At 55.8% G+C, this 13,621-nt stretch carries 13 protein-coding genes and 1 pseudogene; 8 read left to right on the forward strand and 6 right to left on the reverse strand.

Features of this window, described 5'->3' with window-relative positions:
• Positions 1-49 precede the first annotated feature (49 nt).
• The 4 genes from AB3G88_RS12495 to AB3G88_RS12510 all read left to right on the forward strand — a co-directional run bounded on the left by AB3G88_RS12495 (position 50) and on the right by AB3G88_RS12510 (position 2,602).
• Positions 50-823, forward strand: a complete 774-nt coding sequence (locus tag AB3G88_RS12495) for an SDR family NAD(P)-dependent oxidoreductase (RefSeq protein ID WP_029290782.1) — start codon at positions 50-52, stop codon at positions 821-823.
• A 92-nt stretch (positions 824-915) separates the two neighbouring features.
• On the forward strand, positions 916-1,506 hold the full coding sequence (locus AB3G88_RS12500; protein WP_029290784.1) for a TetR/AcrR family transcriptional regulator: 591 nt from the start codon (positions 916-918) through the stop codon (positions 1,504-1,506).
• Between the two features lie 3 nt (positions 1,507-1,509).
• On the forward strand, positions 1,510-2,208 hold the full coding sequence (locus tag AB3G88_RS12505) for a DsbA family oxidoreductase (protein WP_029290786.1): 699 nt from the start codon (positions 1,510-1,512) through the stop codon (positions 2,206-2,208).
• 64 nt (positions 2,209-2,272) lie between these two features.
• Positions 2,273-2,602: a thioredoxin family protein gene (locus AB3G88_RS12510; RefSeq protein ID WP_029290787.1), complete on the forward strand. Its 330-nt coding sequence runs from the start codon at positions 2,273-2,275 to the stop codon at positions 2,600-2,602.
• Positions 2,603-2,631: 29 nt separating this feature from the next.
• Here AB3G88_RS12510 and kefC read toward each other — a convergent pair whose 3' ends face one another.
• The 5 genes from kefC to AB3G88_RS12535 form a co-directional block, all read right to left on the reverse strand.
• Positions 2,632-4,458: a glutathione-regulated potassium-efflux system protein KefC gene (gene kefC, locus AB3G88_RS12515; protein ID WP_099584281.1), complete on the reverse strand. Its 1,827-nt coding sequence runs from the start codon at positions 4,456-4,458 to the stop codon at positions 2,632-2,634.
• Positions 4,459-4,980: a glutathione-regulated potassium-efflux system oxidoreductase KefF gene (gene kefF / locus AB3G88_RS12520; RefSeq protein ID WP_099584293.1), complete on the reverse strand. Its 522-nt coding sequence runs from the start codon at positions 4,978-4,980 to the stop codon at positions 4,459-4,461. It lies immediately after the preceding gene.
• Between the two features lie 108 nt (positions 4,981-5,088).
• Positions 5,089-5,307 (reverse strand): tautomerase family protein, encoded by a 219-nt coding sequence (locus AB3G88_RS12525; RefSeq protein ID WP_029290791.1) that lies wholly within the window; start codon positions 5,305-5,307, stop codon positions 5,089-5,091.
• Between the two features lie 30 nt (positions 5,308-5,337).
• On the reverse strand, positions 5,338-6,444 hold the full coding sequence (locus AB3G88_RS12530) for an alkene reductase (protein WP_099584282.1): 1,107 nt from the start codon (positions 6,442-6,444) through the stop codon (positions 5,338-5,340).
• Positions 6,445-6,485: 41 nt separating this feature from the next.
• Complete coding sequence (locus AB3G88_RS12535; protein WP_053481123.1) at positions 6,486-6,818, reverse strand: carboxymuconolactone decarboxylase family protein; 333 nt, start codon at positions 6,816-6,818, stop codon at positions 6,486-6,488.
• A 399-nt stretch (positions 6,819-7,217) separates the two neighbouring features.
• Here AB3G88_RS12535 and AB3G88_RS12540 point away from each other — a divergent pair.
• A pseudogene (locus tag AB3G88_RS12540) lies at positions 7,218-7,783 on the forward strand (transposase); the annotation flags it as partial.
• A 57-nt stretch (positions 7,784-7,840) separates the two neighbouring features.
• Here the strand turns inward: AB3G88_RS12540 and AB3G88_RS12545 are convergent.
• Positions 7,841-8,755, reverse strand: a complete 915-nt coding sequence (locus AB3G88_RS12545; RefSeq protein ID WP_112195202.1) for a LysR family transcriptional regulator — start codon at positions 8,753-8,755, stop codon at positions 7,841-7,843.
• Positions 8,756-9,002: 247 nt separating this feature from the next.
• On the opposite strand from AB3G88_RS12545, the gene AB3G88_RS12550 reads away from it, so the two are divergent.
• The 3 genes from AB3G88_RS12550 (at position 9,003) to AB3G88_RS12560 (ending at position 13,541) form a co-directional block, all read left to right on the forward strand.
• Complete coding sequence (locus AB3G88_RS12550; RefSeq protein ID WP_112195204.1) at positions 9,003-10,025, forward strand: zinc-dependent alcohol dehydrogenase family protein; 1,023 nt, start codon at positions 9,003-9,005, stop codon at positions 10,023-10,025.
• A gap of 694 nt (positions 10,026-10,719) precedes the next feature.
• Positions 10,720-12,138, forward strand: a complete 1,419-nt coding sequence (locus tag AB3G88_RS12555; protein WP_480454201.1) for a hypothetical protein — start codon at positions 10,720-10,722, stop codon at positions 12,136-12,138.
• Positions 12,135-13,541 (forward strand): aminotransferase-like domain-containing protein, encoded by a 1,407-nt coding sequence (locus tag AB3G88_RS12560; RefSeq protein ID WP_480454203.1) that lies wholly within the window; start codon positions 12,135-12,137, stop codon positions 13,539-13,541. The genes AB3G88_RS12555 and AB3G88_RS12560 overlap by 4 nt, the downstream gene beginning before the upstream one ends.
• The last annotated feature ends 80 nt before the right edge of the window (positions 13,542-13,621 follow it).

Genomic DNA, 13,621 nt, shown 5'->3' on the forward strand with positions numbered 1-13,621 from the left:
GGCACCTGGCCGCTGACCACCTCTCACTTATCTGATACCGGAGTCTGTAATGGACGATTTTTTTAAAGGCAAAAAACTGTTGGTCGTCGGCGGCACGAGCGGCATGGGTCTGGAAACAGCGCGCCAGTTTTTAAAGGCGGGTGGCAGCGTGGTTCTCACCGGCAGTAAACAGGATAAAGCCGATGCTGTGCGCGCCGAGCTGAGTCCGCTGGGGAACGTATCAGTGATCGTTGCCAACCTCATGACCGAGGAAGGGATGAATCATGTACGCAGCGAAATCAATGCCAACCACAGTGACATCGGCTTTATGGTGAACTCTGCAGGCATATTCATTCCGAAGCCTTTCATCGAGCACGATGAGGCTGACTACGACATGTACCTGGATCTGAACCGCGCCACATTCTTTATCACGCAGGCAGTGGTCAAAAATATGCTTGCTGCCAAGCGCGAAGGCTCCATTGTCAACGTCGGTTCGATTGGCGCGCAAGCTGCGCTGGCCGGCTCTCCAGCAACTGCTTATTCGATGGCCAAGGCGGGCCTGCACGCAGTCACTCGAAACCTGGCAATTGAATTGGCTCACTCAGGTATCCGAGTCAATGCCGTTTCGCCTGGCATCGTTCACACCTCGATCTATGAAGGCTTCATGGACAAGGAAGCGATCCCGGATGCGATGAAGTCGCTAAACGATTTCCACCCACTGGGTCGAGTCGGTGTTCCTGAAGACGTCGCCAATACCATCCTCTTCTTACTATCCGATAAAACCTCCTGGGTGACCGGTGCTATCTGGGATGTTGATGCAGGGGTGATGGCGGTACGTGCCTAAACACCGAGGCAAGCGCTGCGTGAAGCGCCTCTCATTGGGGCGCGTTCCAGCAGTTGCTTCGGTGACAAGGGTGCTGGCTGTAGGAGTTTCAAATGTCTATCACGACAAAAGCCGCGCTGCTGAGCTACGCGGAAACCCAGATGCGCTCAAAGGGTTACTCAGCGTTCAGTTACGCGGATCTCGCAGCGAAAGTCGGTATTAGAAAAGCCAGTATTCACCATCACTTTCCTACCAAGGAGTGCTTAGGCGCGGAGCTTATCAACGACTACATCGCTCGGTTCAACGAGACGTTGGTGTCAATCGAGATCATGCATCCCGAGCCACAGCAGCGCTTACAGGCTTTTTCCCGACTTTTCGTGATAAGCGCGAATGAGGGGCTGCTGCCGTTATGCGGCGCCTTGGCGGCAGAAATGGCTGCGTTGCCTTTGTCGCTCCAAGGCCTCACAAGGGACTTCTTCAATTCGCAGCTCACCTGGCTCCAAAGCACCCTCAATGACGCAGTCCGGCAGCACAGCTGGTTGCTGGGAACATCTGTTGAGCACTTCGCTTTCATGCTGCTGAGCATGCTGGAGGGAGCAAGCCTCATTGATTGGACACTGGGTCGCTCAGCCGACCCGTTGGCTGGCTTTAACCATCTGCTTGAAATAGCCGCAATGCAATCTTCACTTCTCCGTGCAGGATAAATTATGCAAACCCCTTCGAAAAAATATGTAGTCGATATCTGGTCTGATTATGTGTGTCCTTGGTGCTGGATTGCCAAGCGTCGTTTTGAAAAAGCGCTCGAAAACTTCCCGCAGAAAGACGATGTACAGGTCAACGTTCGGGCCTATCGACTGGCTGCAAATCACGCCCCTGAACCGATGGTCGCAGCACTGAAACGTAAGCTCGGCAACCCAGATTCCGCAGCAGCGATGATGAACACTGTGAGTAAATATGGCCAGGCCGACGGGCTGGATTACCGCTTCGACACTATGATGTTCGGCGATACTGCTGATGCTCATGTCTTGGTGAAAGCGGTTGAAGACGGGGCAGTGAAAAAGCGCCTTGTGGAAGCGCTGTACGAAAAAAGCACCAGCCACGGTAAGTCACTTTTTGATCGCGCCAGCTTGGCGGTGATTGCGAAAGATGCAGGTGTGTCGGATGCGGCAATTCAATTGGCGTGGTCATCTGTAGAACTGCGCGTAGAGATGGAAGCGGATGAGCATTTCGCCGCCCAGTTGGGTTCTGGCGTGCCTCTCTTTGTCTTCAACGAAGAATTCTCTGTTTCCGGTGCACAACCTGAAGCTGCTTTTCTTGACGCGCTCAATCAAATGGTAGAAAGCGCGAAAGTCGACGATAGCTCATTGATAGGCCAAGTCTGCGGCGTCGATGGCTGCAAAGTTTGATCGGCAACGGAACGTGGCACTCACAAGGTGCCCCCTTTTCCTTAACACAACACGTGAGACCCAAATGAGCCGTATCGTTGAGTTAAGCGCTCCCCAATTTGCCCGCTTTGTTGCCAAAGGCAGCAGTGTCGTACTGTTCTCAGCATCTTGGTGCAAACCTTGTAAAGAGATGAAGCCAGTCTTCGTGGACTTGGAAGCAAAGCTCCATGCTCTGGCAGTGTTTGGAAAAATTGATATTGCGGTATCACCGACGATTGCGCAGATGTATGGCATTCGTACTGTGCCGTCCTTGGCAGTGTTCCACGAAGGCCGATTGTTGAAAGTCTTCGCCGGGTCTAAATCAGTTTCAGCCTTGAAAAAAGCAATCGTCACTGAGCTGGAGGACGCTAGCTAAACAAGCATCCTCCTCGACCGGTAAGTCAGTCAGCTATCTGACTCGCTGCGTGGAAGGCTCACCTTTCCTGGGCCTGCGTCAATTGGATGAGCGCGATCTTCATTGAATATTTCCGTTAGTAAAGCGTTGGCTCGTTTGTAAGCGTCGTACTTGAATTCGGTATCGTCCTCGGGCTGAGCGGCCATCTCTTCTAGCATTTCCAAGTTAAGGCGACGGAATCGATCCGCACGCTCACGAGCTTCGTAGCGTCCTATCCCGAGTTGCTCCAAAGCCCTGCGCCCCAGGGACAATGCGCTTTCAAATGTCTCTCGCTCGACTTCTTCCACACCCATCTGACGTAGGGTAATGATGTGCCCCATATCTCGAGCGCGCACCACCAGTTTTAGGGATGGAAAATGCTCCTGGGCCAACTTGGTCAGTGCCAGGTTATCGTCTTGATTATCGATGGCGTTGATCAGCACCACGGCTTGGGCAGCACCCGCAGCGTGCAGTAAATCGAGGCGGGTGGCATCCCCATAGAACACCTTGACCCCGAACTTACGCAGCGTCTCGATATGGTCTGGATCATGATCCAAGACCACTACCTCAAAACCACAGGACATCAACAGACGCCCAGCGATCTGACCGAATCGACCGAAGCCAGCAATGATGACCCGAGGATTGCTCTGATCAATGGTGTCAGCTTCATTACTGCCCTGTTTGCTCGACGACTCCAGGTGATTGAGTAAAAGGATCAACAAAGGCGTCACGCACATGGACAACGCCACCGCTAGCGTCAGGCTCTTACCCCAAGGGTCGACCAGGATGCCGGCGACGGTCGCTGCGCCAAATACTACGAAGGCAAACTCACTGCCTTGTCCAAGGAATACCGCCTGCCATGAACGCTGGTCACTTGGGACATTCAGGAAGCGCCCCAAGAGCTTGATCACGAGCAGCTTGATCAGGATGAAGCCCAAGGTCAGTGTGATGACTTTCAGCGGCGAATCGATCAGCGTGCCGAAGTCAATCGACATCCCTACACCGATAAAGAACAGACCCAACAACAGGCCTTTGAAGGGTTCTATATCGCTTTCCAGAGCATGGCGATACTCCGAGCTGGCCAAGAGAACGCCGGCTAAGAACGCGCCCATGGCCATGGATAAGCCGGCCTCTTCCAACAAGAGGCCGAACCCAAACACCAGGAACAGTGCGACGGCACTAAAGATTTCTCTCAGGCCTGAGCGCGCTACAAAGCGAAGGACTGGCCGAGAGACGTACTGACCCAAGAGAATCACTGCGACAATTGCACCCACGATTTTGGCAATGGACAGGGCCAGCTCTGCACCTGAGGGCGTACCACCGTTTGCGGCCAGCAGTGGGATCATGGCAACTAGGGGAATCGCCGCGATGTCTTGGAAAAGCAACACGGCGAAGCTACTGCGACCCACGGCGGTGGAGTTCATGTTTCGCTCGCTCATGGCCTGCATGGCGATAGCCGTCGAGGACAGGCTCAACGTCAGCCCTACCAACAACGCAGCCGTCCAATTCAAGCCAAGTACAGCGCAGAAAATTGCGATGGCCGCGCCGCATGCCAGCATCTGCAACGCGCCGCCGCCGAAGACCATGCGGCGCATTGCCCAAAGGCGCTTGGGATCGAGTTCGAGACCAATGATGAACAGCATCAACACCACGCCAATTTCAGCAAAGTGCAGGATGGACTCCACGTCGGTCACAATCTTCAAACCCCATGGGCCGATCAGGCAGCCGGCTGTCAGGTAGCCTAAAACCGGGCCAAGCCCTAACCGGACGGCAATTGGGACTATCAAGGCAGCGGAGCCCAGGTAGATAAGCATTTCAATCAAACTGTGAGTGTCCATTCAATCTTCCCTCCATGACGTCAGGCGCTCGCCATAATTCTGGATCTGTTTAAGCAATGCGGTTTGATCTGCTCTGTAAGCACCATGGACTGCGACTGGACTCAACCAACGCATCCCGCAGTAATTCGCCGTCGCCTGAATGGGCTGGGACAGCACCGCAAAACCTGGGTGGTCGCCGCCTTCAAAATGATCATGCTCACCGCCAGTAGTCACGGCCCACAGCATTTTTTTGTTTTTCAAGGCAGTAGCGCCCGCGCCGTAGGCCCAGCCCTGTGTGAAAACCTTATCGATCCACAGCTTCAAGAGAGGTGGGTAGCTATACCAGTACAGAGGGTGTTGCAGAACGAGGAGATCTGCCTGTTCCACCGCCCTCTGCTCAGCTTCAACGTCGATATTGAAATCGGGGTACATGTCGTACAGCGAACGGATTGCGACATCGGGATTGTTGGCTGCCAGCTTGAGCATCAACATGTTGACGTTAGATTTATCAGGGTAAGGATGGGCGTAGATGATCAGAATCACGGAGTAGTTCCCACAAACCTGGCGTTCTTTAAGAACGGAAAAAGCTCCCTGTTCGTTGAGCATAACCGCACTCAACGAACAGGGAGCTAATGACCTGAAGGAGAAGCCTTACTGACCGGCTTGCAGCTTCAATACTTCCTGCGCGGTCACAGGTTTGCCACCAATACCCCAGTCTCCACTTTTCACCTCTTCGAAGATGACCCACGTGAGGGCGCGCATGTTTTCGCCTTCAACCGACACCATAGCGTCAGTCACTTTGCGAATCACTTCAGCCTTTTGTTCGTCGGAAAAAACGCCTTCAATCCCTTTGATAGTTACGAGTGGCATGGTGTTCTCCTAAATGTTTGTGAAGGAATATCAGGCTTTGGCGGCTGCGTATTCCGGATAGTCGGTGTAGCCCTTATCAATCGAACCGCTTACGCCGTAGTAGGTCGCGCGATCACCTTCGGCCAATGGCCAATCGTTCTGCATACGCTCTACCAGATCAGGGTTGGCAATGTAGGCTGTGCCAAAAGCAATCAGATCTAGCTCGCCTTTAACCAGCTCAGACTCTGCGATCTCTTTGGTGAAGCCGCCCGCAGCCATCAAGGTGCCCTTGTACGCTTCACGGAATGCAGCGCCGAAACCTGGTGGCGTTTGCGCGGCGAGGATGGTCGGTTGGTAGTTCAGGTGAACAAATGCCAGCTCTCTTTCGTTGAGGGCAGCTGCCATGCTCATCCAGGTTTCTTCTTCGCCTTCGTACACACCGAAGTCGTAGAGGCGACCAAAAGGAGAGAAGCGCACACCGATCTTCGATCCGCCGATTTCAGCAGCAATCGCATCAATGGTTTCCAGAAGGAAGCGCTGACGGTTGGCAATGGAGCCACCGTACTGATCAGTACGAGTGTTCAGGGCGCTGCTCAGGAATTGGTCGAACAGAAAGCCGTTGGCTGCCATGATTTCGATACCGTCAAAGCCGGCGTCCATGGCCATTCGTGCAGACTTCACGAAGTCAGCGATGACGCGTTTCACTTCTTCAGTTTCCAGTGCACGTGGAGAGCTTGGCTGTACAGGGCCAGATTTGCCGGGCTCGATCCAGGCATACACCGTGGTATCTACCGCAGGCACCGTGCCCGAGGAGACTGGCGCCATGCCGTGTACCGAGGTGTGGGACATACGGCCTACGTGCCAGAGCTGCGCAAAAATCTTCCCGCCCTTGGCGTGCACCGCGTCAGTCACTTTGCGCCAGCCTGGTAAGTGCACATCTTCGTAAATGCCAGGGGTGTACAGATAGCCGCGAGCCTCATCGGAAATAGGCAGGCCTTCGGTGATCAGCAAGCCGGCAGAAGCTCGTTGTGCGTAGTAAAGCGCGTTGGATTCATTCGGAATGTTGTTCAAGGTTCGGGTGCGAGTCATAGGGGCCATGACAACGCGGTTTTTCAAAGGAGTACCGGCTAGATCGTAAGGAGTGAACAGCTTATTCATGATTTATCTCGACGTCGTTGAAGGGGGGATTCGGCGTTTGATTAGGACTTGTCGAACGCGTCGAGTACGTGGGTGCTATAGACCATTGCAGCCCCGGCGTTCATGTTGATGGCCACACCCAAAGCTTCAGCTACCTCTTCACTGGTTATACCGAGCTTCTTGGCTTCAGCAGCATGGAAGGCAATACAACCATCGCAGCGGGTCGTCACGGCCACTGCAAGGGAGATGAGCTCGCGAGTCTTGGCGTCTAGATGGTTGGTTTTCCCACCGGCGGCGCCGAGTGCGGCCATGCCTTTCATCGTTTCCGGCGACAGGCCGTTGAGCTCTACCAAACGAGTATTGATGTCTTTGCGGGTTTGCTTCCAATCTTGCATGGGATTCTCACAGGGATGGCGTTGTTTGTAGTGATTTAAAACACTAAACAAAGCTACCATCCAGTTGGTAGGTTTTCAACGGTTCTGTGGTGATTTTCACTATCAACGCAATCGAATAAACGGTTTATTGTTTGTTTTATGAAAGAGGTTGCGAGCGGCACGTTGGAAGAGCGGCTGTATCAACTCTCATGCTCATGTATGTTTTCTGAAGTACAGGCCTACATGAATGTAGCTGAGGCGTCTGGTTGATTCGCGGTGCGACTGCTTATTGATTTGCTACCGCGCTCCCAGCTTCCAAGGGAGCTAAGACTCTAAGTCTTTGCTTTTAGAAAACATCCCATCCGGCAGCAGCCCACCTGCTAGCTACGCGAGCACTTGAGGCGCAACAGATGAAGGTATGCTGATCTGCAAGAATCGACAGCCCCTGAGCCAAGTGCCGTGCGGCTGGAAGAGAAAATCGGCAAGCTCGAAACTCAAATTAAGGAGCTTCGGGCGCACGAAGTCCAGCTCAACGACTCTCCGGTCACACAGGTTTCACTGACCGATCCAGACAGCCGTCGATACCCAACACCATTTGATCGTTGCACATGAGGTCACTAACGTCGGTCCCGACTGCGATCTACTCAGCTCGATGGCCATGCAGGCCCGCGAGGTTGTAGCTTCAGAAAAATTTCTGTCGGTAGTGGCTGATCGAGGTTACTTGAAAAGCGAGGAGATTCTTGCTTGTCACGATGCAGGCATCAATGCCTATGTGCCCAATCCAGATGACCTCTGGAGCCAAAGCGGATGGGTGTTTCAATAACGATGCCTTCATCTATGACGCGGCAAAAAAAGAATATATTTACCCGGACGCAGAAGCACTGATTTGGCGTTATACCAACGTTGAAAAAGGCCTGACGCTGCACCATTACTGGAGTTCGAAATGCAGGGGCTGCGCAATGAAACCGCGATGCACGTCGAATCGCTGCGCCCGTTTATTGCTTCGAAGTGATCAAACAACCAATTCGACCGTCCAGAGAGGGTTAGAGACTCTCAGGCAAGCCAAAAAACATCTGAATCCGCGACCTAAGCCACCGCTCCCCCGGATCATTATCCTGCGAGCCGCGCCACGCCATGTGCAGTTCAAATGAACGCACCGGCAACGGTGGATCTTCGGAGCGCAAGCCGCCGGCCGATGTCAGCGCTTCGGCGGCGTAATCCGGCACGGTGGCGAGGATATCGGTGCCCGCCAGCAAGGTACCCAGGCCGTTGAACTGCGGCACGGCCAGGACCACGTGGCGTTTGCGATCGAGCTTTTCCAACTCTTCATCGATAAACCCGCTCAAGTCCCCGGCAAATGACACCAGGGCATGGGGGCGGGCGCAGAAGTCGTCCAGGCTCAGGGCGCCGGGGACGCTGTCGGCACGCAGCAGTTTGGGCAGGCTGCGGCGCAATACTTTGCGCTTGGCGTTGGCCGGCAGGTCGGCGGTGTAGCTGACGCCGATGGAGATTTCGCCGGAAGCCAGCAGGCCTGGCATCAGGATGTAATTCACGCGACGCACCACCAGTACGATGCCTGGGGCTTCGGCGCGCAGGCGTTTGAGCAGTTGGGGCAGCAGGGCGAATTCAACATCGTCGGACAGACCGATACGGAACACGGCGGTGCTGGTTGCCGGGTCGAACTCGGCGGCGCGGCTGACGGCGGTGGAAATCGAGTCCAGGGCCGGGGAGAGCAGGGCGAAGATTTCCACCGCACGGGCCGAGGGCTCCATGCTGCGGCCGGTGCGCACAAACAGCGGGTCGTCAAACAGCCCGCGCAGGCGTGACAATGCCGCACTGATGGCCGGCTGGCCGAGGAATAGCTTCTCGGCGGCGCGGGTCACACTGCGCTCGTGCATCAAGGTTTCGAATACGATCAAGAGGTTAAGGTCGACACGACGCAGGTCGTTACGGTTCATCTTGTGTCCTGGAAGAGTCAGCTGACTTGACGAGAGCGGCCACATACAAACGATGACCAGCATTAATCTTACGGGGAAAGGCTGGTACTCTGCACAGGATAATTGACTTTTCCTACGATGGTTGAGGTCTATTCCTTATACGTGGAATCAATGACAGGCATGTCGACTATTAATGGCGACCTGTGGTCTTACCCGCAAAGCCCAGATAAAGTTCATGGCAATAGAGGTTACTTTGACGAGGTTTGCGATGTCCCGCACGATCCGTTTTCACAAGTTTGGTCCGGCCGAGGTGCTCAAATGCGAAGAGCATGCAGCCGCGCAGCCCGCACCGGGCGAAGTGCAGGTGCGTGTCGAGGCGATTGGCATCAGTTGGTATGACATTTTGTGGCGCCAGAACCTGGCATCGTCCCATGCCCGTCTTCCATCAGGCCTGGGCCATGAGATGGCCGGTGTGGTTGTCGCCCTTGGCGAAGGCGTAGATGACTTGGCAGTGGGCGATAAAGTGGCCAGTTTTCCGGCCGAGAGTCCCAATGATTATCCGGTGTATGGCGAGCAGATCGTCTTGCCCCGTTCGGCCCTGACCCGCTACCCGGACGTCTTGAGCCCTATCGAAGCCAGCGTGCACTACACGCCGCTGTTGATTGCTTACTTTGCCTATATGGATCTGGCCCGGGTCAAACCGGGACAATTTGCGCTGGTCACCGACGCCAGTCACTGCGCCGGTCCGTCCTTTGTACAGCTGGGCAAGGCCTTGGGTGTGCGGGTGATTGCCGCGACCAAGGACAGCACCGAGCGTGACTACCTGTTGTCCCTCGGGGCAGAGAAGGTGATCGCCACCGAAGAGCAGGACCTGCTGATGCAAATCAACAAGTTCACCGACAACCGCGGCGTCGACGTGGTCTTCGATGGTTTGGGCGGCCCGCAGATGTCCTTGCTCGGCGACGTGCTGGCACCCCGAGGTAGCCTGGTGCTTTATGGCTTGCAGGGCGGAAACCAGACGCCGTTCCCAGCGTGCGCGGCGTTCCAGAAGAATATTCAGTTCTTCGTACACTGCATCGGTAACTTCACCGGCAAACCGGAGCTGGGCATCATCCAGGATCAGGTGGCGTTACAGCGTGCGTTGCGTGATATCAACCAATTGACCGCCGACCGCGTGCTGGTGCCGTTGAAAACCACGGTGTTCCCGTTCAATCAGTTCGTGGAAGCCCACCGTTATATGGACGAATGCCCGTGCCGCGAGCGTGTTGCGTTGCAGGTTGCGGCTGTTTGAGCTGTAGGAGTATTCGTAAATGAATGCTCCCGTGTCTGAGTGAAGGGGGCAAATGCGCCATTTGACAGGGCTTAACCCGCCCGCCCCGAAAGGTGCAGACCTGGCACGTTAGCCCCTAAATCCTGCTGTTCCTCCCTGACGCCGCCCTGAATCCCAGCGCGGCGTCTTTGTGTGCGCGACATTTACGTGCCAACGGTCGCTCATCTGCACTGGTTTTCGGCCAGCTTCTGTATCTATTAATCATTATTACAACGCTGATAATTGCGCCTTCACTTTCATCTCAAGGATTGAGCAATGATTGAATCAAGTAGTTATTTGAACGATGAGTGCGGCGAACACGCGAACTCCGCAAGGCAGGTACTTTCATACAAGCTGCCGGCTTGCACAAAAAGAAAGTTGCTTGAGTCTGGTTTGTCGGACACTTCTTTAAAAGGTTGGTTAAAAATGCGTAGGAGCTTGTCGGAAGAGTCCTAAGGGTGCGCTTTTATCAAGATAACCCCTTTAAATTCATTGGGTTGCATGGTCTCAGTGTTGAGGTGAGCACCCACGGAGATCCATGTCGTTTTGTTGCGCGGTGCTAGTGTTTATCCATCGACGCACAACGCGATGCGCGATTTTCCTACACGCACAATAGGTCGGGCAGATACGGTCAGTAGTTGCTCGAAACTGATATTTCAACTCGGGTAGTAGAACTATGAGCACTATTCACGAACAAGCTATGAATCATGTTTATCAGCAAGTTCTGCAGCGTTTGATTGGGCATCTTAATCGCGCGAGCCGCACGGCTCTTCAATTACTGGTCCAACGGATCGTTGTGGCGGCAGGGGGCATGGAGCAGGTGGGGAATTTCAAGGTGCTGGTCGCCCACAGCGGGGGCGAAGTCAGCAGCTATACCCTGGCGTTACTGCGCGCGGCCCAATTGACCATTGCCGGCCGGGCGCCGCGCACCTTTGAACTGAGAGTCGCGACGTTGCGGCACGCGGGCATGACTGAGGGGCACCTGGACACGATCAATCGCGGCTATGGTCGCTTGTTTCTGCATGACGATCCGCGCGTCGAGTTGCTGGTGGTGGAAAACCGGGAAGTACAGCCCTTCAATCACCACCGCCCCGCCTCGGCGGCCGGGCGTGAGGCCAGCCAACGCAATATGTTGATGGTGGGCCACCTGAGCGCGGGCGACTGCCGCGCCACACTGTGTAACGACACTTACCTGGCTATGGGTGATTTCTACCAGCGGGTCACCACCTGCAATGGCGGCGTCCATGCACTGGTCAGTGGCGACTCCCCGCGCAAACAACGTCAGTTTTTTGCCTGGCTCAAGAAAACCGCCCAGAACGCGGGCCTCGCCGTGCCAAATGGCTATCCATCCTCGCTCAACGCGTTGTTCGCGTGCATGGACGAGTGGAGCGATGGCTATTACCGGGATCTGTTCGGTGAGCATTATGTGGCGAGCGATAACCCGAGCAAGGCGGGGCATCGTCACTTGGCCTACATCGGCATCGCCGATCTACTGGAAGATGTCGACCTCATGTCGACAACCTTGTTGACCGAGTTCATGGCCTATACGCCGGACCCGCTGGGCTTTCACTTTAGCCATCCGGCTTATTCCAATCCGTTGCTGATGGCTCATCTGCGCGGACTGCAGGCCGAGAGCCTACGTGAGCTGGAGTATGAAGAAGGGGTGCAAGACTTTGTGCAGCAAGCCGCTTCTTACCTGCGCCGTCTGCGCATGCCCGACGATGTGCTCGCGGAGGTCGGGACCCGTGAAGGCCGCATTCTGTCGGCTACTTACGCACAACAGTTCTTTGGCCTGGATGAAACCCAACTGACCTGCCTGTTGTTCTCGCCGTTTCTTCATCACGGCGAGCGACTGGAAGGTTATTTGCGCCAATGCCATCCGGGCATGCTGGTGGCGCTGCCCGAGTTGCACAAAGTCCTTCAGGGCAAACCCTGCGCCGAGATGCTGCAACAGTGGGTAACGGACACCAGCGGCTTGCCCCTGTGCTTGTTGCAGCACCTGTACGGCAAGCGGCCGCGGCTCAGTGTTAAACGCAGGCGTCCAGTCGCAAGGACCCATGGCGCCGCCCAGACTGTGCAATTGTCCGAGCGATGACGCTGCGCACGGAGCGTCAGGCGGACTTCGCGTATCAGGCGGTCTATCGCTACATGATCAGCCTGATCAACGAAGCCAGTACCGACACCCGGGTAAAATTGCCGTCATTGCGGCAGTTGGCCGTGCGCCTGAACGTGTCGATTTCGACGATCCAGTACGCCTACGCGCTGCTGGAGAAGGAGGGCAGGGTCTATTCAGTGGCCAAGTCGGGGTACTACGCTTGGCCAAAGTCGATAAACCCTTTGGCGTGGAGCGGCGGGGACCTGCTCGACCGCCTCTACGCGGCAGCCCGGCGCCCCGGCATGGTGGTGCTCAGTAGCGACGAGCCGGCGTTGCTTGGCTCCCTGGATGAAACATTGCTGAGGCTGGAGCGTGAGCTCGTGCGCCAGCATCCATCGCATCTGCAGCCGTGGTCCCAGCCTTGCGGTGTGTGGGAATTGCGGGCGGCGCTGGCGGCCCGGTATACCTCGTCGCCAACACACTGCTGGCATGCTGACGACGTGTATATCGGTGCCGACCTGCGCGGCGTGCTCGACATTCTGATCGAAGTGCTGGGTCTGCGCGGCACCACCGTGATTGTGGAATCGCCCTGCGACTGGCTGATCCTGCGCCTGTTGCAGGACGCCGGGGTGCACATCATCGAACTTCCCTGGACGCCGGAGGGCGGCCTGGATCGCGCCGCACTGGAAAGGCTGCTGCGTGAAGAGGCGGTGCATCTGGTGTTGTTTTCCTCCACGGTCAGCCTGCCTTCTGGCGTGGCGATGTCGGTCGACGATCGCCTGGACGCGGCCCGGTTGCTGGGCCAGTACGGGTGCTGGTTGCTGGAAAACGATACGTTTGGTGAGCTGGGTTTCGGCGCGCCGCAGCCGGCACTGCGTGAAGAAGTGAACCCTGAGCGACTGATCGTGTTTTCTTCATTCGAGAACACACTTGGCTCGGAAGCGTCTTACGGTTATCTACTGTCCCGACGCATGAGCAATGAATTGCAGCGCCAGTTCCTGCTGCGCTCATTCCGCTTGTCGTCGATCCGCCAGCGTGCGATTGCGCGCCTGTACCAAAACGGACGGATTGATCAGCATCTGGGCACATTGCGCCAACAGCTGAGCGAGCAAGCCGCGCAGATGAGTCAGCGCCTGCTGCATTACTTGGGCGACCAGGTGACCTGCCGCATGCCGAACGCAGGCGCCGCCTGCTGGCTGCAGTCCACCCGCGCAGTGGACATGCGCCAGGTGTTCCAGCGTTTGCTGGCGCAGCAAGTGGTCATTGCACCCGGCGAGCTGTTCAGTGTCAGCGGGTTGCATCATCAGAACTTGCGCTTGAGCCATGCTTTTCGTGGGCAAGCCAGCCTGGATGTTGCCCTGGCAGCGTTGAGTGAAGCGCTGCGGCAGGCGCAGACTGCGTGAAGTTTCTCTGGCGGTTGTAGGATCTATACCGTCGCACCGTAGTCCAACACTTAGTAAACTGCGATTTTTCCATATCCTTC

The organism is Pseudomonas arvensis, from assembly GCF_056688935.1.